The 24,373-nt window shown below is 34.7% G+C and carries 21 protein-coding genes and 1 pseudogene; 8 read left to right on the top strand and 14 right to left on the bottom strand.

All coding sequences use genetic code 11. From position 1 onward, the window contains the following. Positions 1–518: 518 nt before the first annotated feature. The 6 genes and pseudogenes from ACGH4F_RS01375 to murA all read right to left on the bottom strand — a co-directional run bounded on the left by ACGH4F_RS01375 (position 519) and on the right by murA (position 6,185). Entirely contained in the window at positions 519–1,592 is a 1,074-nt protein-coding gene (locus ACGH4F_RS01375) for an acyltransferase family protein (protein ID WP_267358784.1), read from the bottom strand. A gap of 118 nt (positions 1,593–1,710) precedes the next feature. Further along, a pseudogene (locus ACGH4F_RS01370) lies at positions 1,711–1,974 on the bottom strand (GNAT family N-acetyltransferase); the annotation flags it as partial. Between the two features lie 358 nt (positions 1,975–2,332). Beyond that, positions 2,333–3,295, bottom strand: a complete 963-nt coding sequence (gene pfkA, locus ACGH4F_RS01365) for a 6-phosphofructokinase (protein ID WP_220216427.1) — start codon at positions 3,293–3,295, stop codon at positions 2,333–2,335. An 87-nt stretch (positions 3,296–3,382) separates the two neighbouring features. Then, positions 3,383–4,288 carry a cation diffusion facilitator family transporter gene (locus ACGH4F_RS01360; protein WP_267358786.1) on the bottom strand — a complete coding sequence of 302 codons (906 nt, stop codon included), beginning with the start codon at positions 4,286–4,288 and terminating at the stop codon, positions 3,383–3,385. 11 nt (positions 4,289–4,299) lie between these two features. After that, a complete protein-coding gene (locus ACGH4F_RS01355) occupies positions 4,300–4,875 on the bottom strand; it encodes a DJ-1 family glyoxalase III (protein WP_267358788.1) in 576 nt (191 codons plus the stop codon). Between the two features lie 50 nt (positions 4,876–4,925). Then, a complete protein-coding gene (murA, locus tag ACGH4F_RS01350) occupies positions 4,926–6,185 on the bottom strand; it encodes a UDP-N-acetylglucosamine 1-carboxyvinyltransferase (protein ID WP_267358790.1) in 1,260 nt (419 codons plus the stop codon). 306 nt (positions 6,186–6,491) lie between these two features. Here murA and ACGH4F_RS01345 point away from each other — a divergent pair, with 306 nt between their 5' ends. The 4 genes from ACGH4F_RS01345 (at position 6,492) to can (ending at position 9,923) form a co-directional block, all read left to right on the top strand. Further along, positions 6,492–6,689 (top strand): YbdD/YjiX family protein, encoded by a 198-nt coding sequence (locus ACGH4F_RS01345; protein WP_065558673.1) that lies wholly within the window; start codon positions 6,492–6,494, stop codon positions 6,687–6,689. Positions 6,690–6,705: 16 nt separating this feature from the next. Further along, a complete protein-coding gene (locus ACGH4F_RS01340; protein ID WP_267358792.1) occupies positions 6,706–7,746 on the top strand; it encodes a CobW family GTP-binding protein in 1,041 nt (346 codons plus the stop codon). A gap of 378 nt (positions 7,747–8,124) precedes the next feature. Continuing rightward, entirely contained in the window at positions 8,125–9,183 is a 1,059-nt protein-coding gene (locus ACGH4F_RS01335; RefSeq protein WP_411589691.1) for an FAD-binding protein, read from the top strand. A gap of 80 nt (positions 9,184–9,263) precedes the next feature. After that, complete coding sequence (can, locus tag ACGH4F_RS01330) at positions 9,264–9,923, top strand: carbonate dehydratase (RefSeq protein WP_065558670.1); 660 nt, start codon at positions 9,264–9,266, stop codon at positions 9,921–9,923. 14 nt (positions 9,924–9,937) lie between these two features. Here can and nrdG read toward each other — a convergent pair whose 3' ends face one another. The 5 genes from nrdG to trxA form a co-directional block, all read right to left on the bottom strand. Next, positions 9,938–10,402, bottom strand: a complete 465-nt coding sequence (gene nrdG / locus ACGH4F_RS01325; RefSeq protein WP_411589689.1) for an anaerobic ribonucleoside-triphosphate reductase-activating protein — start codon at positions 10,400–10,402, stop codon at positions 9,938–9,940. Between the two features lie 17 nt (positions 10,403–10,419). Further along, positions 10,420–12,555, bottom strand: coding sequence for an anaerobic ribonucleoside-triphosphate reductase (gene nrdD / locus ACGH4F_RS01320; protein ID WP_267350450.1), 2,136 nt, complete (start codon positions 12,553–12,555; stop codon positions 10,420–10,422). Between the two features lie 378 nt (positions 12,556–12,933). Next, complete coding sequence (gene gndA / locus ACGH4F_RS01315) at positions 12,934–14,349, bottom strand: NADP-dependent phosphogluconate dehydrogenase (protein WP_411589688.1); 1,416 nt, start codon at positions 14,347–14,349, stop codon at positions 12,934–12,936. 179 nt (positions 14,350–14,528) lie between these two features. Next, on the bottom strand, positions 14,529–15,791 hold the full coding sequence (gene rho / locus ACGH4F_RS01310) for a transcription termination factor Rho (protein WP_025314498.1): 1,263 nt from the start codon (positions 15,789–15,791) through the stop codon (positions 14,529–14,531). A 390-nt stretch (positions 15,792–16,181) separates the two neighbouring features. Beyond that, positions 16,182–16,508: a thioredoxin TrxA gene (gene trxA, locus ACGH4F_RS01305; protein WP_267350445.1), complete on the bottom strand. Its 327-nt coding sequence runs from the start codon at positions 16,506–16,508 to the stop codon at positions 16,182–16,184. Positions 16,509–16,662: 154 nt separating this feature from the next. Here trxA and rhlB point away from each other — a divergent pair, with 154 nt between their 5' ends. Next, a complete protein-coding gene (gene rhlB / locus ACGH4F_RS01300) occupies positions 16,663–17,892 on the top strand; it encodes an ATP-dependent RNA helicase RhlB (RefSeq protein WP_411589703.1) in 1,230 nt (409 codons plus the stop codon). A 122-nt stretch (positions 17,893–18,014) separates the two neighbouring features. Here the strand turns inward: rhlB and ACGH4F_RS01295 are convergent, their stop codons facing one another. After that, positions 18,015–18,629, bottom strand: coding sequence for a TfoX/Sxy family protein (locus tag ACGH4F_RS01295; protein ID WP_267350444.1), 615 nt, complete (start codon positions 18,627–18,629; stop codon positions 18,015–18,017). 342 nt (positions 18,630–18,971) lie between these two features. Here ACGH4F_RS01295 and ACGH4F_RS01290 point away from each other — a divergent pair, with 342 nt between their 5' ends. Then, positions 18,972–19,595, top strand: coding sequence for a hypothetical protein (locus ACGH4F_RS01290; RefSeq protein WP_267350443.1), 624 nt, complete (start codon positions 18,972–18,974; stop codon positions 19,593–19,595). An 11-nt stretch (positions 19,596–19,606) separates the two neighbouring features. Here the strand turns inward: ACGH4F_RS01290 and glnB are convergent, their stop codons facing one another. Next, positions 19,607–19,945 carry a nitrogen regulatory protein P-II gene (gene glnB / locus ACGH4F_RS01285; RefSeq protein ID WP_065558663.1) on the bottom strand — a complete coding sequence of 113 codons (339 nt, stop codon included), beginning with the start codon at positions 19,943–19,945 and terminating at the stop codon, positions 19,607–19,609. A 23-nt stretch (positions 19,946–19,968) separates the two neighbouring features. Continuing rightward, a complete protein-coding gene (locus tag ACGH4F_RS01280; RefSeq protein ID WP_267350441.1) occupies positions 19,969–21,570 on the bottom strand; it encodes an NAD+ synthase in 1,602 nt (533 codons plus the stop codon). Positions 21,571–21,690: 120 nt separating this feature from the next. Here ACGH4F_RS01280 and aroB point away from each other — a divergent pair, with 120 nt between their 5' ends. Together aroB and ACGH4F_RS01270 are read left to right on the top strand one after the other, a co-directional pair. Then, positions 21,691–22,770 (top strand): 3-dehydroquinate synthase, encoded by a 1,080-nt coding sequence (gene aroB / locus ACGH4F_RS01275; RefSeq protein WP_267350439.1) that lies wholly within the window; start codon positions 21,691–21,693, stop codon positions 22,768–22,770. A gap of 470 nt (positions 22,771–23,240) precedes the next feature. Further along, entirely contained in the window at positions 23,241–24,326 is a 1,086-nt protein-coding gene (locus ACGH4F_RS01270; RefSeq protein ID WP_411589686.1) for a 3-deoxy-7-phosphoheptulonate synthase, read from the top strand. The last annotated feature ends 47 nt before the right edge of the window (positions 24,327–24,373 follow it).

Genomic DNA, 24,373 nt, shown 5'->3' with positions numbered 1-24,373 from the left:
AGTCCGTAGACTTTATTCTTTCGTCTCGCAAGTGCCCACACAGATTGTCTGTTTCTTCTTTTTAAAGAGCTGACAGTATTTTTTTCGCTTTCGCTTTTACTGTCTCAAGGGCTGCGTATACTACGCTACACCTTTTTATTCGTCAAGATCTTTTTTCAAAATTTTTGATCCTGCTCACTAACCTCTTGTTCCGCCTGCTTTCGCTGACGCCGTGTCAGTGGATGCGCATTATAGAGCCTTAAAAAAATCATGCAAGCAATTATTTCAAATTTTTGTGCGTTTGTTTCATATTTATTCAAAGCCATTTGCGATAAATTTTTGACATAAAACAAACCAACCAGATAAGGTCTTGTAAAAACAATTTGCTAGATAATTATCATTACATTTCTATTCATTCACCTTACCATAGCAACAATAATTACTTTACTTAATCCTTCTTATTTAAAAAAACTGTTGTGGCAATCATTTTTATTTTTTAAACCCATAATTTTTTTATCCAAGCTTAATTAAAGTTAACGTTAGCGAATACTACCTATGACATAAACTGATTTATCTTTTAATATAAATTTTATTATACAAGCAACCAGCACACTGAACGCCAATGTGAATATTAATAAACAAACTGCAACAATTGCAGCTAATTCACCATTTTCTGTTTTAAGAATACTGCCCAGTTGTGAAACTTGAATTAATTTTAAAAGCTCAATAATGATTATTTGATGAATAAAATAAATTGGAAAACTTATATTAGCCATAAATGAGAAAAATTTATAAACCATCCCGTCATTCGTTTTATGATTCAATCTATCTAAAAAATAGAGTGCTAACATAAATAGGATAATTTTTTGCAACGTATCAAGCCAAAGTTTTTCGACACCAAGATTATCAACATAACGCCCAACAAAAGTGACAAAAAAGCACAATCCTAAAAAAGCCATAATCAGATATAAGTTATTTTTAATTGCTTTGATGATTGTTTCATAATGTTGTCTAGTCATCATTCCGATTAAATAGACAGGACCATAATGTAATAAATTTAGTAGGGGTTTAGTAAAGTCAGGTTTTGTGAACATAACAACCCAAAACATACATATCAGACCGGCAACAATCAAATTCTTTTGTGATAACTTATAAAACAGAGGCGCCATGATATAAATAATGATAATCATTGGGATGAACCAGAGCGGTAATAACTGCGAACCGGTTAGCATCATGATAGTAATCTGACTCATAACACTCGTTTGCGTAACAGAAAAAAACGGTAATTGTGATAATTGTTGATAATGAAAAAAAAGAAAACAAAATATAGATACAGAGATATAAGGACAGACAACCGTTTTAAATTTGGATAAATAATATGTTTTTGTATTATATTTGTAAGTTAAATGTTGAAACAGAAATCCTGCAATTAACACAAAAAAAGTTGTGAAATTAAAGGCAAATAAATTTAAAAACGAGTAAAGATAACTATTTTCAATTAAGGTTTTATTATTGATAAATACACCTAAGCAATGACTGAAGACAATCATCATAATTGCAACGCCACGTAATACGTGGATGGAGTGAATTTTTTGAGCTTTTACAGTTGTCATTTTTAATAGTAATGATAGAAAATATATAATTCTCTATACTGTATCATATAATTAAACGACAATAATAAGTATTTATAAAAACGAAGATAAACAGTTATCAAAGAAATGTTAGATTGTATTAATGTTCTCTATTTAATTTCTTTGCAGCAAACGAACAGATAGGAATGATTTCTCGATGTTCTTCAGTTAATTTTTTGACAGTAAGATCGAGTAATTTATCAGCCAAACCATGACCACGATAACTTGAATCCACAAAAGTGTGATTAATTGTCGCTTTGTCTTGACCAATACGAGAAAATGTCATTTCTGCTATTTCTTTATCATTATCAAGAATATAAAATCTTTCTGGGTCTTCTTTATAGATAAGTGACATACGCTTCTCCTTACATTCGGGATAATAAGTATAGAGTGTAAAATTATTTGTTTATGATGTTACCAACTTATTTATATTAAGGAATTTTATTTAGATTTTGCAGTTATTCTTTTCGGAGTTAACGACCCTTCGTTAACATGATTTTTATCGATTATTTATGGATAATATTAACTTTGTTGAATTTATATTGAAATTTTTTAAATCATATAAATTTAAAAAGTAGAACGGTATTAACTTGATCCATTAACACATCATTTTATATTTCATAGGTGAACTTTTGATATAAACGTAATATTCCCATTATATTCAATTATTCACCTTCATTTGATTTACCATTTGTTGATATTTTTAAAGATTACTGTACATTCTAAAATAGACGTTTAGCAACATTATATAATTCCATATCAAACGGACGTTTCATTGTATTAATTGCTTCTATGATGTCGTGATGAACTAGTTTACCATTTTGTACACCTACACAGCGTCCAGCATGACCTTGTAGCAACAACTCGACAGCGAAAGCCCCCATACGAGAACCTAAAATACGATCGTAAGGAACCGGTGAACCACCTCGTTGAACATGACCAAGCACAGTAGCTCGAGTTTCATGATGTACAGCAGCTTCAATATCAGCTGCAAGCTGATTAACATCACACATATGCTCAGTAACAGTTACAATAGCATGTTTTTTACCCTTAGCAAAACCGAGTTTAATTTCTTCAATTAAGTCTTCTTTAGTATAAGAAACTTCAGGGATAATCATGAATTCACAACCGCCAGCCACAGCTGCATTTAACGTTAAATCACCACAATCACGTCCCATAATCTCAATCACTGAAATACGATGATGAGAAGAACAAGTATCACGCAATCTATCGATAGCTTCGACGGCGGTGCTAAGTGCAGTAAAATAGCCAATTGTATAATCCGTGCCACGAATGTCATTATCAATTGTGCCGGGTAAACCAATACAAGGGAATCCTTCTTCAGTTAATCGCATTGCTCCCATATAAGAACCGTCACCGCCAATGACTACTAATGCATCGATTTGGTGTTTTTGCAGATTCGCTATTGCTTTTTTTCTCACCTCTTTATCTTTAAATTCAGGAAATCTCGCTGAACCTAAAAATGTACCGCCTCGTGTAATAATATCTGACACACTAGCACGATCTAATTGAGTAATTCGATCTTCACAAAGCCCTAAATAACCATCATGAATACCAAAAACATCCAATCCTTCCGTTAATGCCGTTCTAACCACACCACGAATCGCAGCATTCATCCCTGGCGCATCACCACCACTGGTTAAGATACCAATTTTTTTTATCATACAACATAACTCCAAATAATAATTAACTTTTAACTATTATAGAGTTTTAACAGATATCTAACAATAGAATATAAAAGCTATTTTTGGTTATAATTTATCACTCATTTTTTCAGCAGGAACAACCGATATAGGATCTTGATGAATAATGACTGTGGCTGGCGCAAATTCATTAGAAAGATGTTTTTCAACCGCATCGGTTATGGCATGCGCTTTTACTAATGGCATGTTATCATCAAGTTCAATGTGTAATTGAATAAATTTTACAGGCCCTGCTTGTCTGGTTTTTAAATCATGAAAACCATGTACTTGTGGAAATGATGCCACAATTTCTGCTATTTTTTGGTTGTCACTATCAGGCAATGCGCGATCAAGCAAATCTTGTATAGCGTTGTAGGCAATATGGTAAGCATTATAGCAAATGAATAAAGCGATAAAAAAAGCAAATACAGCATCTGCATAAGTAATGCCATACCAACTTAAACAGAGTGCGATTACTACTGCCACATTCATAAACATATCCGAAGAGTAATGTAGCATGTCTGCTTTCACTGCTTTGCTTTGCGTAATTTTTATTACATATCGTTGATATAACACTAAGACACAAGTAATGACTGTCGAAATGACAGACACGATGATACCAAATAATGGAACCTCAAGTGCTGTAGGATGAACGATTGATTTAATGCTGGAAAGAAGCAAAATTGTCGCTGATCCAATAATAAACGTACTTTGTGCTAAAGCAGCAAGTGATTCTGCTTTACCATGACCAAAAGTATGATCATCATCAGCAGGTTTTAATGCATATCTCACAAGAAAGAAATTTAGACCGGATGCGATTAAATCTATACTTGAATCAAGCAGTGAAGCAAATAAACTAATTGACCCCGTAAACCAACACGTAATTAATTTGATAGTAATTAAGAAAATAGAAATTAAGACGGCACTTAATGTCGCTTTTTTAACTAATTTTTCGTACAAATGTGAATTTGACATTTGATACCTATTTATTGATAGGATTCAATTCCTGATGGTAGTACTAACTGTTCAGCAACTTCAGCCGCTTTATTTTTACCTAATAAAGCATCAATAATTTTTAAAGCAAAATCAATTGAAGTCGCAGGACCTTGGCTAGTAATGATTTTATATTGTTCGTCAAAGTATACTCTTTCGGCTTTCCAATGTTTAAATGCATCTTTAGTTGTTGGATAACCAGTCATATAAGCATGAGGGAATAAATGATGATATTGTAAAACCATTGCAGGAGATGCACAAATGGCCGCAACAATATTACCTGATTGATGTGTTTGTTTTAATTTTTCGATTAACTCAGGACAATCACGAAAATTTTCCGCACCTTTTAAACCACCCGGCAAGATAACCACATCAAAATCAGTGTGTTTAATTTCGGAAAATACTTTTTGTGCAAGGATAGTTACCCCACGAGAACATGCAACTTCACGTGAATGAGAAATACTTGCAGTGATAACCTTTATACCTGCACGGGTCAATAAGTCAATGGTGGTAACGGCCTCAGTTTCTTCACAACCTTGAGATAAGAATACTAATGCTTGTTTAGTCATTATTGTTCTCCTTTTAACATGTCAACCGTTATCACAAAGACTAGATAGGATTAATTTACTTTAATCCTTTCAATTTTAGCGCCTAATTTTCTCAATTTATCTTCTATATTATCATAACCACGGTCGATATGGTAAATACGATCAACAATAGTTGAACCTTCAGCGATACAACCGGCAAGAACCAAACTTGCTGAAGCGCGTAAATCAGTTGCCATGACTTGCGTTCCACTTAGTTTTTCAACACCGTGTGTAATTAATGTATTACCTTCAATTTCAGCTCTGGCACCCATACGCACAAGCTCAGGTACATGCATAAATCGATTTTCGAAAATCGTTTCTTTAATAATTCCCGTTCCTTGTGCAACCATATTTAATAGAGAAAATTGAGCTTGCATATCTGTTGGAAAGCCAGGATGTGGTGCGGTATGTATATTGACCGCCTTAGCACGTTTACCTTCCATATCCAAACATATCCAATCTTCGCCGGTTTCAATTTTTGCACCAGCTTCTTTCAATTTAGCAATGACGGCATCAAGTAGCGTTGGATCGGTTTTACGACATGTAATTTTACCTTTGGATATTGCTGCTGCAACAAGGAAAGTGCCAGTTTCAATACGATCTGAAACAATCTCATGCACGCCACCACCTAAACGCTCAACACCTTCAATCTCGATACGAACAGTTCCTGCACCCGTAATTTTTGCCCCTAACATATTTAAAAATTTAGCTGTATCAACTATTTCTGGTTCACAAGCGGCATTTTCAATAATCGTTTTGCCCTCTGCTAAGGTGGCAGCAGACATAATAGTAACTGTAGCGCCAACACTTACCTTGTCCATTACAATATGAGCACCTTTTAATCGTCCTTCAACCGAAGCCTTAACATAGCCCTCATCTAAGGTAATTGTTGCGCCTAATTGTTGTAGGCCAGTGATATGTAAATCAACAGGTCTGGCGCCAATAGCACAACCACCCGGTAACGAAACTTGCCCTTGTCCAAAGCGCGCAACCAACGGTCCTAAAGCCCAAATTGATGCACGCATTGTTTTAACAAGTTCATAAGGAGCACAATAGTTATCGAGATGACGCGCATCAAGATGAATCGAACCATTACGTTGACATTTGACACCTAACTGACTTAATAATTCTAAAGTCGTATCAATATCTTTCAATTTAGGCACATTTTGAAGTTCAACTGGTTTTTCAGCTAAAATCGCTGCAAATAAAATTGGAAGCGCTGCATTTTTAGCGCCAGAAATAACGACTTCGCCATTAAGTGAGGTTGGACCTGTAACGTGAAACTTTTCCATTGTTAACTCTTATGTTTGATAAATTGGCAAATATTATAAAAGTTATTTGCTAATAGATAAATGAATTTTATAAGATATCCAAAAAAACCAACCTTATCATTATTTTCAAAAGGGATTTGTTAAAAACTTTCCCATATTGTTTATGAATTGATAAAATCCCTGCTAAACAATGATTGACTCAAATAAACAAGCACCTTATAGTTAAGTACTGTTATTTAGAGTAATCACCATTAAATTTGTCATGTTTAGCGTGATATTATTACTTAACAAAAAACACAAAAAACAATTTTATTTAAGAGAAAACACATGTTTGATTCACTCGCAAAAGCTGGTAAGTACCTTGGACAAGCCGCTAAGTTAATGGTTGGTATTCCCGATTATGATACTTATGTTCAACATATGAAGTTGACCCATCCAGAACAAACGCCAATGACTTATGAAGAGTTTTTTAAAGAGCGCCAAGAAGCACGTTATTCAGGCAAAGGTGGGTTTAAATGTTGTTAACAATTAAGAATATGTCATGACTGAGCAAATTAATTCTTCTTTACTTCCTGTCACGATATTAACAGGTTTTCTTGGTGCAGGAAAAACAACACTAATTAATTATTTATTAGAAAATAACCGCAACGAAAAAACAATTATTATCGAAAATGAATACGGACCGGTAAATATTGACAGTAATTTGCTTAATGTCAGCACGGATATTCAAATTGTCGAAATTACTAATGGTTGTATTTGTTGTACCATTCAAGGCGAACTAACTGAGGCACTATATCAACTGCACGCTAAACGCATCGCAGGTGAATTACAGTTCGATCGTATTATTATTGAAACGACAGGCCTTGCTGATCCTGCGCCAATCATACAAACATTTTTTATTGATGAATTGATTCGGGAAACGATTCAATTAGATGCAATAGTCACTTTAGTCGATGCTAAACACATACTAACACATCTTGATGAGCATAGAGTCGCCCTTTCACAGATCGGTTTTGCAGATCGCATTATTTTAACAAAAACAGATTGTGTTGATGAAGAACAAAAAAATCACGTTATAAACCGACTTCACCATATTAATCATAAGGCAATGATAATTGAAGCGGTTAATGGTCAACTTCCAAAATCCGCATGGCTAGATATTCACGCATTCGATTTGAGTGATGAACTCACCATTAATCGAGGCTTGTTTGTCATTGACACAAGCCCAAAACACCAATCAGGCTTTAAACTCATTCCGTTAAAAAAATCTCATTCACTTAAAAATGATGAAATCTGTTCCTATCTTTTCGAAGCAAAACAACTTAATTTAAAAAAGATAGGTTCATTTATGGAACAACTTGTTGAGCAATATGGTAATGACATGTTGCGTTATAAAGGTGTATTGGCTATCAAAGGGAATGCTCAACGTTTAATAGTGCAAGGCGTTCATAAAGTAGTCGGATTTGATTATGGTTCGCCTTGGCAAAATGAACAAGAGAAAGAGTCGAAGTTAATCGTTATCAGTCGCCCCTTACCTTTTGACGAGTTGAATCAGGCATTTTTAAAAACCATGGAAATATAATCGTTAACTTGCATTCAATAGGTTATTACATCAATTTATTCCGTTATTAAAAAATTATATGGTATTCACTCTTCTTTATTGCCATTTAATAACGGTTAAATTTTATTGACTTTTATGTAATAAAAATCCATTTTTTCAATTAATCGGGGACTTTTTTAATTCATTTGTTCCCTCTAATCAAAGCAAAAAAATATAACTTGCTTTCAACATAAATTTTTAGATTAGCTGAACTGAACTAGCTTTTTTACAAAAAGGTCTATTTACCGATCATTTGAAGACAAATCACATATCCTAAACCGCATACATAATAGTAATATTAAATCCAAATATGATAACATAGACCCAATTTATTATTTATAGGATAACTGACTTAATAGTATGGATTATGATATCGCAATTGTAGGTCTTGGACCTGCAGGCAGTACCTTAGCACGTTTACTTAGCCCATCATTTAAAATTATTGCATTTGATAAAAAACATCAATCCGGTGATGCAGGTTTTCATAAACCTTGTGGTGGATTACTAGCAAATGATGCACAAAAATCATTTATTCGGCAAAAACTGAATTTACCTACTGATATTTTGTCTGATCCGCAAATTTTCAGCGTAAAAACTTATGATCTACAGACTAATCTTATTCGTAATTATCAACGTACTTATGTTAGTTTCGATCGGCATAAATTCGATTTATGGTTGAAATCACTGATTCCACTCTCTGTTGAAGTGCATCACAATACATTATGCAAAGAAATAATGCGTATTATAGAAGGTTATCAAATTACTTATATTGATGAAAATAACATAGAGCAAAAAATCACAACTCGTTATGTTGTTGGCGCAGATGGCGCAAATTCACTAGTCAGACGAATGCGCTATCCTTCCCATTCAATAAGACAGTATGTTGCTATACAACAATGGTTTGCAGAAAAGCATCCCCATCCTTTTTATTCTTGTATTTTTGATAATCAATCAACCAATTGTTATGCTTGGAGCATTTCAAAAGACGGGTCATTTATTTTTGGTGGCGCATTTCCTAAAAAAACAGCCAATCAACATTTTGAAAATCTGAAAAAAAAATTAACTCAGCAAGGATTTATTTTCGGAGAACCCCATAAGACAGAAAAATGCTTAGTGATTTATCCAAACCGCTTTCGTGATTTTTATACAGGAAACGAGAACATTTTTTTAATCGGTGAAGCAGCAGGATTTATTAGTGCCAGTTCTTTAGAGGGCATTAGTTATGCGCTTGATAGCGCCGAGATTTTAAGTAAGATCTTAAATAGCACTGATCCCGATCCAAATAAACGATATTATTTTAAAACTTTGCCGTTACGATTAAAGCTATACAGTAAAATAGTCAAAGCCAAAATATTAACTACCCCTTTTTGGCGTAAATTAATCATGAAAAGTAAAATTCAGCATATAAAAATGGAATAAATTATATTAGACTGCATACTGTTAATTAAATAATAAATTAGTTTAATCATATCGATGAAATAAATTAGGAAATAATTATTATGTTTGACGTAAACGATTTAATTCGTTTTAATCACGAATGGTCAGAAAAGATTGAGCAGGAAGATCCTGAATTTTTTAAACAACTTGCAGTTAAACAAAATCCTAAATTTTTATGGATCGGCTGTTCGGATAGCCGTGTTCCAGCAGAAAAACTGATCAAACTCAAACCAGGAGAGATGTTTGTCCATAGAAATGTCGGTAATCAAGTAATTCACACAGATCTTAACTGTTTATCGGTCGTGCAATATGCTGTTGATGTGCTAAAAATTGAAGATATTATCGTTTGTGGTCATTTAGACTGTGGGGGCATTCGAGCTGCAGTCGAAAATCCAGATCTCGGTTTAATCAATAATTGGTTGTTACATATTCGTGACCTATGGTTTCGAAATAGTTCACTACTTGGTAAATTTGCGCCAGAACTTCGCATGGATATATTATGCGAATTAAATGTTATTGAACAGGTTTATAATTTAGGTCATTCAACCATTATTCAGTCAGCATGGCAACGCGGTCAAAAAGTCAATTTGCATGGTTGGGTGTATGGCATTGATAATGGTAAGATTACCGATTTACATATTACTTCATCAAGTAGCGAAAATCTTGAGATTAATTATCGGGAAGCGATTTCTTATCTTTTAAATTTACACAAAGATCAATAATTATTGGCTAAAATTTATTTGAAGCGGTAGATAATTTGATTACTGCTTCCTCGCCATAATAACTTTGGGTCGGCTTGTTCTTGAACAAATTTGCCATCAATTAAGACATCAATATAAGGAATAACAGCCTGTTGTTCGGGTGTTAATTCATTAAGTTTATACCCTGTCCAAAGCCAAATATCTTTGTTGTCACATTCTGTTTTTACACGTTTGACCAATTTTAGAATTGTAGGCACATTTTGAGGATGCAAAGGATCACCGCCAGAAAGCGATAATCCTTGACGTTTTATTTCTGTATCTTGTAAATCTTTGATGATTTGATCTTCTATTGACTGTGTAAATGGTAAACCCGAATCTAATGACCATGTACTTTTATTGTAGCAGCCACGACATTGATGAACGCAGCCAGCAACAAAAAGCGTACATCGAGTACCTTCACCATTTACAACATCAACAGGATAGTAACGATGATAGTTCATAAATAGGTAATAATTTTTTAACCAATTTGCCCATTATCCAAATGTTTAACACGACGTTTAACTTCTTCTTGTTTACCTGCATTAAATGGACGTGCATCGGGACTACCTAAATATCCACAAACACGGCGAGTTACTGAGACTTTAGCCGAATCATGATTACCACAACTTGGGCAAACAAACCCTTTGCTGGTACATGAAAATTCACCGGTATAACCACATTCATAGCATTCATCAATTGGCGTATTAGTACCATAGTAAGGTACTCGAGAATAGCTATAATCCCAAACATCTTCTAACGCTTTAACATTGTTAATCATATTTGGATATTCACCGTAACAGATAAACCCACCATTTGCCACCGCAGGATATGCTTTTTCAAACTCAATTTTTTCGTACGGATTGACCTTTTTCTCAACGTCTAAATGGAAACTATTGGTATAGTAACCTTTATCTGTCACTCCTGGTATAACACCAAATTCAGCTGTATCAAGACGGCAAAAACGGTCACATAAGTTTTCACTTGGTGTACTGTATAGACTAAATCCATAACCGGTTTCCTCTTTCCATTGCTCAACCGCTTTACGTAAATGTTCGACAATAGCTACGCCTTTTTCTCGTAAAATTTCGCTATCAAAAGGATGTGTTTGATTGCCATATAACGCATTTAAAGTTTCATGAAGTCCAATATAACCAAGCGAAATTGAAGCTCGACCATTTTTGAAAATTTCAGATACACTATCATCTTCTTTTAGTCTTACGCCACATGCCCCTTCCATATATAAAATTGGTGCAACACGTGCTTTAACGCCATCCAGACGGGCAATACGTGTCATCAGGGCTTTTTTGCAAAGCGTTAAACGTTTATCTAAAAGTTCCCAAAAGCTTGCTTCATTACCTTTTGCTTCAATGGCAATACGTGGCAAGTTTAAACTAATCACACCTAAATTATTACGACCGTCATGAAGTTGTTCACCGTCTTCTTCATAAACACCTAAGAAGCTTCGACATCCCATAGGTGTTTTGAATGAACCAGTCACTTCAACAACTTTATCGTAGTTTAAAATATCAGGGTACATGCGTTTACTTGCACACTCTAATGCAAGTTGTTTAATATCGTAATTTTTGTCATCAGGTTGACGATTAATACCATCTTTAATAGCAAAAACAAGTTTAGGAAAAACTGCGGTTTTGTGATTTTTACCTAAACCTTTAATTCGTACTTTTAAAATGGATTCTTGAATTAAACGTGATTCCCAACTGGTACCTAAACCAAAGCCAAACGTTACAAAAGGGGTTTGACCATTAGCGGTGTGTAAGGTGTTGACTTCATATTCAAGCGATTGAAACGCATCATAACACTCTTTTTGTGTTCGACTTTCTGCATAAGCTTCAGGATTAGGAATATGCCATTCTTCAGCAATCTGTTTATGTTTTTGATAACTGATGGTTACAAATTTCGCTAATATTTCATCAATGCGATTGATTGTTGTTCCACCATAGATATGACTTGCAACTTGAGCAATTATTTGTGCGGTGACCGCAGTGGCAGTTGCAATAGATTTTGGTGGTTCAATTTCAGCGTTTCCCATTTTAAAACCATTGGTTAACATTCCATCTAAATCAATTAACATGCAGTTAAACATTGGAAAGAAAGGCGCATAATCTAAATCATGATAATGGATTTCACCAATATCATGAGCACGAGAAACATCTTTTGGTAACAAATACTGTTTGGCATAATGCTTTGCCACAATGCCTGCCAGTAAATCACGCTGAGTTGGAATCACTTTACTATCTTTATTGGCATTTTCGTTCAAAATAGCCACATTACTTTGTTCAATTAGCCCACGAATATCTTGATTTAAACGACTACGTTCTTCCCGAGCACGATCACGGTCGTGACGATATTCGATATAAGTTCTCGCTAATTTTTTATAAGGGCCTGACATTAATTGATTTTCAACAGCATTTTGAATTTCGTTGATATCAACGCTTTCGCGTTCGCTCATCTGGTTGGTCACCATACGAGCAACGTCAGCACAATAATCCGGGTCATTAACATTCGCTGCAACCGCAGCTTTAACTATAGCATCTTTAATTCGAGTCTCATTGAATGCAGTTTGACAACCATCGCGTTTGATAACTACAGGCATATATACTCCTCAATATTCATTAATAATTAGCGCTGGGGCAAGGTTTAGTTCACATATTAATATTCATTGTAATTATTAAGAATTATTCGTTTCTCGTAAGAATATTAAGTGTTTTTTGAGATAGACAGAGATTTTCACATAGCTTAAATAATACTATATATAGTAGATATATTGAGATTATACACCATATATTGTGTTTTTCTAGATATTTTACGAAATTAAATTACTTGACACGCTTCAAGCCAAGTACGACAAGTCTTTTGATATGTAAAGCCTAAAGATAAGAAAGGTTGTTTTGCAAAGAAATTTCAAGCACAAAGAAAAAGTGCAAGACTCACTTGCACTTTATTTTGTCAAACAGGAGTGATTTTTTATATTTTATGACTCATTATTCAACCAATCAGTGTGGAAAACACCTTCTTTGTCGGTACGTTTATAAGTATGAGCACCAAAATAATCTCGTTGTGCTTGAATTAGATTAGCTGGTAATACTGCTGAACGATAGCTATCATAATATGCTATAGCGGCAGATAATGTCGGCACAGCAATCCCTTGTTGTACAGCTAAAGACACAACATCACGCAGTGATTGTTGATAAGCTTCAACGGTTTGCGTAAAGTATGGAGCGAGTAATAAATTATCAATCTCGTTATTCGCCGCATAGGCATCAGTGATTTTTTGTAAGAACTGAGCACGAATAATACAACCTGCTCTAAAGATTTTCGCAATTTCACCATAATTCAAGTTCCATTGATATTGATGAGAAGCGGCTTTTAATTGAGCGAAACCTTGAGCATAAGAGATAATTTTACCCATATAAAGTGCTTTACGGATTTTTTCAATTAACGCTTGTTTATCTCCCGAATAAGCAACCTGCTTCGGTCCGCTTAAAACTTTAGATGCCACAACACGTTGCTCTTTAATTGCTGAAAGGTAGCGTGCAAATACTGACTCAGTAATTAATGATAAGGGTTCACCTAAATCTAAAGCACTTTGACTAGTCCATTTACCCGTTCCTTTATTACCCGCTGCATCAAGAATCACATCCACTAAATAATTACCGTCTTTATCTTTATGTTTAAAGATATCAGCCGTAATTTCGATGAGATAACTATCTAATTCACCTTTGTTCCATTCAGTAAAAACTTGAGCAAGCTCGTCATTATTTAAACCTACTGCGTGTTTTAATAAAGAATAACTTTCAGCAATTAATTGCATGTCGCCATATTCAATACCGTTATGAGCCATTTTGACGTAATGACCTGCCCCATCTGGTCCGATATAGGTGACACAAGGCTCGCCATTTACTTTAGCGGCAATTTTTTCCAAGATTGGAGCGACTAATTCGTAAGCTTCTTTTTGACCGCCTGGCATAATCGAAGGGCCTTTTAATGCTCCTTCTTCACCACCAGAAACACCAGCACCAATAAAGTTAAATCCTTCTTCAGAAAGTGTTTTATTACGGCGAATCGTATCTTCAAAATAAGCATTACCACCATCAATGATTATATCGCCTTTATCAAGTAAAGGACGTAATTCATCAATCACCGCATCAGTCCCTTTACCTGCTTGAACCATTATTAATATACGACGCGGCTTTTCCAGAGCATTGACAAAATCTTCAATCGTAAAGTAAGGAACCAATTGTTTATCGGAATGCTCGGCGACAACTTGCTCTGTTTTATCTTTAGAACGGTTGTAAATAGCAACAGAAAACCCACGACTTTCAATATTGAGCGCAAGGTTACGCCCCATGACCGCCATTCCAATAACACCGATTTGTTGTTTAGACATGATTTGGCTCCTTTATTTAATCTTATATAACCTTTCTAATAAGGTTTTTTAACAACATCCAAAACTTTAAATAAGTTTTATAAAATAAAATTATGCTATATTTGCCACAAAAAATGCCGTATCAGCATAGAATACGGCATTTTTATAACTTTACTGGTTTAACATCTCTACCCTAAAAATCATGAGCGTTTCATCATTTCAAAAAACTCGTCATTCGTTTTAGTCATGGCAAGTTTATCAATTAAAAACTCCATTGCATCGATTTCACCCATAGGGTTAAGAATCTTGCGTAAGATCCACATTTTTTGTAGTTCATCTGGTGAAGTCATTAAATCTTCTTTACGCGTACCTGAACGGTTAAAATCAATAGCTGGGAAGACACGACGCTCAGCAATTTTACGAGATAAATGCACTTCCATATTACCCGTACCTTTAAACTCTTCGTAAATGACTTCGTCCATTTTTGAACCTGTGTCAATCAACGCAGTAGCAATAATCGTTAAACTCCCACCCTCTTCGACATTACGAGCAGCACCAAAAAAGCGTTTTGGACGATGTAACGCATTGGCATCTACACCACCGGTTAATACTTTACCCGATGACGGAACCACTGTGTTATAAGCTCGAGCTAAACGCGTAATAGAGTCTAACAAAATAATGACATCTTTTTTATGTTCAACTAAGCGTTTTGCTCGCTCAATAACCATTTCAGCAACTTGAACATGTCTTGCTGCTGGTTCGTCAAAGGTTGATGCTACCACTTCACCCTTAACTAAACGTTGCATTTCGGTAACTTCTTCTGGACGTTCATCAATCATCAATACGACCAGTTCACACTCAGGGTGATTAACTGCTAAGCTTTGAGCAATATTTTGCAACAACATTGTTTTACCCGCTTTCGGCGGAGCAACGATTAAACCACGTTGACCTTTACCAATTGGCGAAGCTAAATCAAGTACTCTGGCGGTGATATCTTCAGTTGATCCATTCCCACGTTCCATACGTAAACGAGAATTAGGATGAAGTGGAGTTAAGTTTTCGAAAAGAATTTTATTGCGGGCATCTTCAGGCTTGTCGTGATTGACTTCATTCACTTTTAACAAAGCAAAATAACGCTCGCCTTCCTTAGGCGGTCTGATTTTACCTGCTATGGTATCACCAGTCCTTAAATTGAATCGTCTAATTTGACTTGGTGAGACATAAATATCATCCGGCCCCGCTAAATAAGAGCTATCAGCTGAGCGTAAAAATCCGAATCCATCTTGCAAAATTTCAAGCACACCATCACCAAAAATATCTTCACCGCTTTTGGCATGTTGTTTAAGGATTGCAAAGATAATGTCTTGTTTTCTAAGACGGGCAAGATTTTCTAGCCCCATTGTTTTTTCACCAAGCGCTACTAGCTCGGAAACAGATGTGTTTTTTAATTCAGTTAAATTCATAATTTTAAAAATTCTTGAGGATAAAATTGATATGTTTGCAATTAATGTTATTTTTGTATATTCGTTTCATTTACTTATAAAAAAAATTCTCTCTCTGACAATACACAAATTCAATCTGTTATGAAGCTTTTAATGATAATTTAATATCTGAATATAGAATTTTCACCACTTTATCAAGAAAAACAATGAATTGTAGAAAGGGGTCTTCGTAAGAGCTAGCAATTTACACTAAAAACAGTAATATGTCTATAATAAATTCAGTTTGTTTTAATAAATTTGTAAATATTATTATTACAATAAGTAAATGAGTAAAAGAGTAATACGCAATTTAATTACTCTTTTTATGCTTTAGGTACTAAAATTAATTTATTCGAAAAATCTAAAACAACATTAAAGTTGTTCATCAATGAAACTTTTAAGTTGAGCTTTAGACAATACACCAACTTGAGTTGCAACCACTTGACCATTTTTAAAAATCAATAGTGTTGGGATGCCTCTAATACCAAATTTCGGTGCAATATTTGGGTTTTCTTGCACATCTAATTTTGCAATCACAATTTTATCACTATATTCTTGGGCAACTTCTTCTAAAATTGGGGCTAACATTTTACACGGCCCACACCATTCAGCCCAAAAATCAACCAATACAGGTTTTGTTGCTTCTTTGATTGTATTATCAAAAGTAGTTTCAGAAAGAGAAACAATATTATTGCTCATTTATTTTCTCCAAATATAGAATTACATGGTTTTATATTAGGATATTTTCGTTTTCTTCGCTAGTAATTATTATAATAGGGTATAATTATTAGTGATGACCGTAAGTTTAATATGTTATAATCCCACTATTCCGATAATTAAACTTAAAACCACAATGATTCAATCTTATCTAACAAAAACAACATTTAATCAATTTCCGCTTCATCCATTAGTGATTAAAGCACTTGAGAAAAAAGGGTTTGTTTATTGTACGCCAATTCAAGAACAAGCTTTACCCTTTACAACAAAAGGAATTGATATCGCCGGTCAAGGACAAACTGGAACAGGCAAAACAATGGCGTTTTTGGCATCAACATTTAACTACTTGTTGAATCATCAACCCTTGCCAGATCATAAAGCGAATCAACCTAGGGCTATCATTATTGCCCCAACGCGTGAATTAGTTGTGCAAATTTATCATGATGCAGAGTTATTATCTAAAGAAACCGGGCTAAAATTAGGACTAGCCTATGGTGGTGATGGCTATGATAAACAATTAAAAATGTTATCCGCAGGTGTAGATATTTTAATTGCAACAACAGGTCGCTTAATTGATTATGCTAAACAAAAATATATCAATTTAGAATCAATTCAAGTTGTGGTTCTAGACGAAGCAGATCGTATGTTTGATCTCGGTTTTATTCGAGATGTACGTTGGATTTTTAAACATATGACACCACCTGAAAAACGCTTAACGATGTTATTTTCTGCAACGTTGACACACAATGTGCGTGAACTTGCTTTTGAGCATATGAATAATCCTCAATATGTTGAAGTAGAACCAGAACAGAAAATCGGACATAGTATTAAAGAAGAACTATTTTTCCCTTCCAATGAAGATAAATTAGCTTTATTGCAAACACTTATTGAAGAAGAATGGCCTGAGCGTTGTATCATATTTGCGAATACTAAAATTGCATGTGAAAAAATCTGGCGTCATTTAGTTGCTGATGGTCATCGAGTTGGGTTATTAACGGGTGATATTGCTCAGAAAAAACGTTTATCTATTTTGGAACAATTCACGCGAGGTGATATTGATATTCTCGTTGCAACAGATGTTGCAGCACGGGGATTACATATCCCGAATGTAACACATGTTTTTAACTATGATCTCCCTGATGATTGCGATGATTACCGTCACCGAATCGGTCGTACTGGACGAGCAGGCGCTGAAGGTAATTCAATTTCTTTAGCTTGTGAACGATACTCACAAAATTTGCCAGCCATTGAAAAAGCCATTGCGCATGCAATCCCTGTTAGTCAATATGATCCTTCGGCCTTGTTGACGGACTTACCAGCGCCAAAAGCGTTTAGACGTCCACCCAGAAGAAGATCATCGTCATAACTGATCTTTTGATCATCATAAATATAGTTATCTAAAATTATCATTAAACAGTAATGCTTTTTAGATAACTATAGTGATTATTTTATTTGTGCAATTAACACCCAAAAATGACGATTGAAATGTTAGTCTTTTTTTCGTTGCTTTAAAAAAGCTTGATATGCAGTCTCTATTGCATTTTTAGTCGTTTTTGATAATGATGCAACATGGCATCGATGCAATGAACCATATAAGACAAAAAGAATATTTTTAGAGATTTCAGCTTTTTTAGACTTAATTTTATGATAGGTTTCTAAATAACCTATTTTACGATAAGTCTCGACATCTTTAATTCCAACACTACACAATAATCGTTCTAATGACAATGTCATATTGGGTAGCTCTTTTATTCGATTCGTTTTTATTTCGTTTTTTTCATGTTTTTCTTGTTTAGCATATTCAATTGCCATTTTAGCCAATGAATGTAGTTTTGGCAGATCATTGAGCCACTCATCCTTAACTTTATAATAATCAAGTAATTTGGTTAAAACACCTGATGATAACGTTAGCGGTTGCATACCTTGTTCAATAAAGAATGAACGGTATGATGTATGTCCTCTTAAATAAAAATCCGTTTGACTTATCCATCCAAACATTGTTGTATCGCTACTAATGCTGAACCCACCAAAAAAGGTTTTAATTGAAATGCCACTAAAGCCAGAGAATTTTGTTAATATTTGATTTGCAAAGGTTGAACTCATATTTTATTTCCATTTTTTTACTTAATTCTGTACTAAATCACTTAACCAACTTAATTATCAAATCAAAACTATCGTATTTTACTCAATACTCCAACTAATTTTCGTATCCATTAATCAATATTGCGATCTGTCTTCCATAATTAGACAAAAGTTATTAATTATCGAAAGATTTATTGTTATTACTGACAAATATCAAAAAAAGTGTTGCAATTGTAAATTTTAGGTGTATTTCGCCCCAGAATTCCAAAAGAAAAGTAGCTTAAAGATTGTTATTCTGACTTAATAATTATACAATCTGTTCCAGTAGATTTTATTAAATTCATTTTGTCTTTATCCATTATCATGATTAAAAAAATTTTTGGTTTATTTTCTCTATTTTTTTCGTTTGTGGCATCTGCTGATCGACAACCACTAATAGATTCGTTCGTCCTGTGTAATCCAAATTTTTTCAATACTGTTTATAGCAATAAAGATGAGTTAAAACGTTTTACCAATGTCCAAATTTTTGACGGTAATCTGGCTTATATTCCTGTCACTAATCGATTTGATACGGGTAAAAATTTTATGTATTTTTCGCTGCCTATCAAATACAAAAATTTAACCATAAAAGGTTACTATGACAGTGCAATGGATTTAGGTAAAATTGGCAAATATTATTTTTGGGGATTCATCATTGATAATGATATTAATCAGATCAAAAATACATTAAATTATCTCAACTGGAAAAACATGGAAGATAACCAGCTTTATATTGCCAATCCTAAAATTCGGAGCCTCAATGATGATAATCAAGTTTGGCATACTAATACAGGTACTGTTGTTGGTGTGAAAACGATTCCTGCACCAAATACGATTGAAAAATTGCTATTACTTGAGAAAAACGGCAGTATGACTTTACTTATGTGTTCGATTCAAGGCGCCGTCACATCTGAACTGCTTAGGCGAGAACGCCCTGATATCCAGTAACATTTGATGAATTAAATTGCTAACTCGTCCATTTCACCCGTTCGAATACGTATTACTTGTTCTACGTTATACACAAAAATCTTACCATCCCCAATTTTTCCTGTTTGTGCTGTTTTCATAATTGTTTCAATACACATTTCCAAAATATCATCAGGAACTATCAGTTCAATTTTTACTTTGGGTAAAAAATCCACCATATATTCAGCACCACGATAAAGCTCAGTATGTCCTTTTTGGCGACCAAAACCTTTAACTTCGGTCACCGTCATACCAGTAATACCTTGATCAGCAAGCGCCTCTCGAATGTCATCTAATTTAAAGGGTTTGATAATCGCTTCAATTTTTTTCATCTCTATTTGCCTTTTATTCGATATTACCAATTCTTAAATCCAAAAGCAGAAGTAATCGGATAGCGTCTGCCTTTACCAAAGTTACGTGCCGTAATTTTAGGTCCTACTGCTGATTGGCGTCGTTTATATTCATTAATATCAACTAATTTTATGACTCGTCTTACTGTTGATTCATCATAGCCTTGCTCAACCAGTTCTGCAACGGAAAGATCCTGCTCAACATAGCCTTTTAAAATACCGTCTAAAATATCATAAGGAGGTAAACTATCTTCATCTTTCTGATCAGGTGCAAGTTCGGCAGAAGGCGGACGCGTAATGACGCGTTCTGGAATAACATAAGATCGTGTATTTCGATATTTGGATAATGCAAAAACCAAGGTTTTAGGTACATCTTTAAGTACATCAAATCCGCCTGCCATGTCCCCATAAAGCGTGGCATAACCGACCGACATTTCACTTTTATTACCCGTTGTTAACACCAGTCTGCGACGTTTATTAGAAAGTGCCATTAAAATGACACCCCGACAACGGGCTTGTAAATTCTCTTCAGTAGTATCTTTTTGTGTACCGGCAAACATTGGACTTAAAGACGACATAAATGCATCAAACATTGGTTCTATTGATACAATATCAAATTCTACACCTAAAATTTCGGCTTCTTCTTTAGCGTCAGCGATACTGATATCAGCAGTATATCGAAACGGCATCATTACCGCTTGTACTTTATCTTTACCTAGCGCATCAACCGCAATGGCGAGTGTTAAAGCAGAATCAATCCCTCCTGAAAGCCCTAATACTGCGCCTTGAAAACCATTTTTCGTAATATAATCACGTGTCGCAAGCACTAACGCATCATAAACAGAAGCTAAATCATGATTCTGACGAATTTCCAATGCTGGATGATCGAGACCAAATTCAAAATGAGTAATTTGTTCTTCAAAATGATTAAGTTGACAAACAATCTCACCTTTTTCATTGCAAACAAACGAACCGCCGTCAAAGATTAACTCATCTTGCCCTCCAATTTGATTAACATAAACAATCGGTAGTTGTGTTCGTGTAGCATGATCTTGGATCAATGCTTGACGATTTTTCTGTTTTTGATAATCATAAGGAGAAGCATTTATTGTGATCACCAAATCAACTTTTTGTTCACTAAGCTGATCGATAGGATCATTTTGCCAAAGATCTTCGCAAATCAATAAACCTATTTTCTTTCCTTTGAAAGAGACAACACCGCTTTGATTTCCGGCTGTAAAATAGCGCTTTTCATCAAAGACATCATAGTTTGGCAATAGTTGCTTATGATAACAAGCCAACTGTTTTCCTTCAGAAAAAAATGAAAGTGAATTATAGATTTCTCCATTTTGCCAAGATGGATGACCTACTATAACAGCACACTGCTTGCTTGCATCTTGAATAGACAATAATGCTTTTTGGCAACGAGCTTTAAAATCGGAGCGGAAAATAAGATCCTCTGGTGGATAACCACATAAAGCCAGTTCAGAGAATATAATCAGGTCGTGGCATGAATGGCGCTTGATCAGTTCAATGATCTGCTCAGTATTGCCTTCTATATCACCCACACGCCAATTTTTTTGTGCTAAAACAATAGATATAGCCATATAAAATTTAATTTCATAAAACAAAATTGCCGATAAGTTTAAATGATTCTATGTTGCACTGCCACATTTTTATCGCTAACATGCAACATTAACTCGACTTGAACTTGTTTGGAAATAATTATGCAAAAAATTCTAAATGTGGCACTAGCAAAACGTAGCTATCCCATCACTATTGGTGAAAACCTTCTTAATGAATTTGAACATTTTAAACTTCAAGCAGGTCAACGGGTAATGATTGCAACAAATGAAACCATTGCACCACTTTATTTGCAAAATCTAATCGACATGCTTAAAACGCATGGCATTGAAACGGATTGTGTTATTGTTCCTGACGGTGAACAATACAAAACGATGGAAACATGGAACAAGATGTTAACGGCGTTACTTGCCAATAACCATACCCGTAATTCAATCCTGATTGCATTAGGTGGTGGCGTGATTGGTGATGTAGCAGGATTTGCAGCTTCAGCTTATCAACGTGGTATTCAATTCATCCAAGTACCCACGACGTTACTTTCCCAAGTTGATTCATCGGTAGGGGGTAAAACCGCGATTAATCACCCATTGGGCAAAAATATGATCGGCGCATTTTATCAGCCGCAAGCAGTTGTCATTGATCTTCATTGTCTAAAAACGCTACCACAGCGTGAACTTTCGGCAGGTTTAGCAGAAGTGATTAAGTATGGCATTATTTTAGATAGTGATTTTTTTAATTGGTTAGAGCTGCATATTAATGATTTACTCAATTTAGATGTAAATGCACTAAGTTACTGTATTTATCGATGCTGTGAGCTTAAAGCCCAAGTGGTAGCCGCAGATGAAACCGAGCAAGATATGCGAGCAATACTAAACCTTGGTCATACTTATGGACATGCGATCGAAGCCGAACTTGGCTATGGCAATTGGCTACATGGTGAAGCTGTCAGTGTGGGAATGGTCATGGCTGCGCATACTGCATCCATACTGGGTAAACTTTCAGTGACAGAAGTCGATCGCATTAAAAATTTACTTATAAAAGCCAATCTACCCGTTGTTAGACCAACACAAATGTCGATTGAATCTTATATACCACACATGCTCCGTGACAAAAAAGTCTTATCAGGCAAACTGAGATTAGTGATTCCAACCCAGATTGGTCATGCTGAAGTGATTGATGGAATTGATAAAAATGTAGTCATACAATCGATAGCGCGAACTTAAATTGAACTAATTAACTAATAGTGACGTTTTTATCGTTATCAATCCAAGCACGGATAATATTGAGCGATTAAGTCACTATCAGGTTTTATTAGCGTCTATTTATAAAAATGAGATTTATTACCAAATATGTTCCCTCTTAAAATTTATTAATATAAATGAAATATCACTCCCCTCCTGCAATTATTCAAACCATTAACAGCAGGTTTTAAAGCCTGTGTCATTACACGTATATCGATTAATCTATATAGATTGTAAAAAATTAATTACAGTTAAAATAATATTATCGATCTATTCATTGTAATCTATAAAAAACAGATAATTTATAGATACAACACATAAAACAATCTTTATTATTTAAGATTTAAAAAATTTGGTTTACTACATTGTATTTTTGTGTTTACATATTGTCCGTTTATGTAATAAATATTTTACATATAAAATATTTAAATGACTCTCATAAGGAATGCAAAATGTTAAAAGATACACTCAATAATGTCCGAATTCGAGATGAGCACATGTTAATTACCCCTGAAGAAATAAAAGCGCTTTACCCTTTATCACATGAATTAGAAACGCAAATTGCATCATCACGTCAAACCATAGTTGATATTTTAGAACGCCGAGATCACCGCTTATTAATTGTATGCGGCCCTTGCTCTATTCATGATACTGATGCTGCCATTGAATATGCACATAAGTTAAAAAAACTAGCTGACGAAGTTAAAGATAATCTATTTATTGTTATGCGTGTCTATTTTGAAAAACCACGAACCACTGTTGGTTGGAAAGGTATGATCAATGATCCGCATATGGATAGTTCGTTTGATATTGAATTTGGTCTAAAAAAAGCACGTAAATTATTACTTGATATCGTCAAAATTGGGTTACCAATCGCGACCGAAGCTCTCGATCCCAACACACCGCAATATATTGGTGATTTAATTAGTTGGGCTGCAATTGGGGCAAGAACAACAGAATCACAAACTCATCGTGAAATGGCATCGGGTCTTTCAATGCCTGTTGGTTTTAAAAATGGGACTGATGGTAGCTTAGATGTCGCTATAAATGCGATGAAATCGGCTTCAATGGCACACCGTTTTGTCGGGATTAATCAGCAAGGACAAGTTACCGTACTTCAAACACTGGGCAATCCAAATGGACATGTCATTTTACGAGGTGGTAAAGCACCTAATTTTGATGCTGAAAATGTTGCACTCTGTGAGATCCAAATGCAAAAAGCAGGCTTACTACCTAATCTTATGATTGATTGCAGCCATGCTAATTCTAATAAAGATTATCGAAATCAACCCATTGTTGCGAACTCAATCATTGACCAAATTGAACAAGGTAATAATGCTATTATTGGTGTGATGATTGAAAGTAATTTAAACGAAGGCAATCAATCTTCCGAGCAACCAAAAGAAAACTTTAAATATGGTGTATCGGTGACGGATGCTTGTATTAATTGGGAAACAACCGATAAGCTGTTACGAAAAATGAATATCCTGTTAGGAAAACCATTACTTAATCGACAAAAACAGTCACCACAATCATAATCATGTTAGTTTAGATAAAATGTTATCGCCGACAATTTGCCGGCGAT

It is taken from the genome of Gilliamella sp. CG35 (assembly GCF_046635745.1).
Classification (GTDB): domain Bacteria; phylum Pseudomonadota; class Gammaproteobacteria; order Enterobacterales; family Orbaceae; genus Gilliamella; species Gilliamella apicola_I.
Note: the sequence above shows the minus strand (reverse complement) of the source record. Positions and strands in the feature narration are given on the sequence as shown.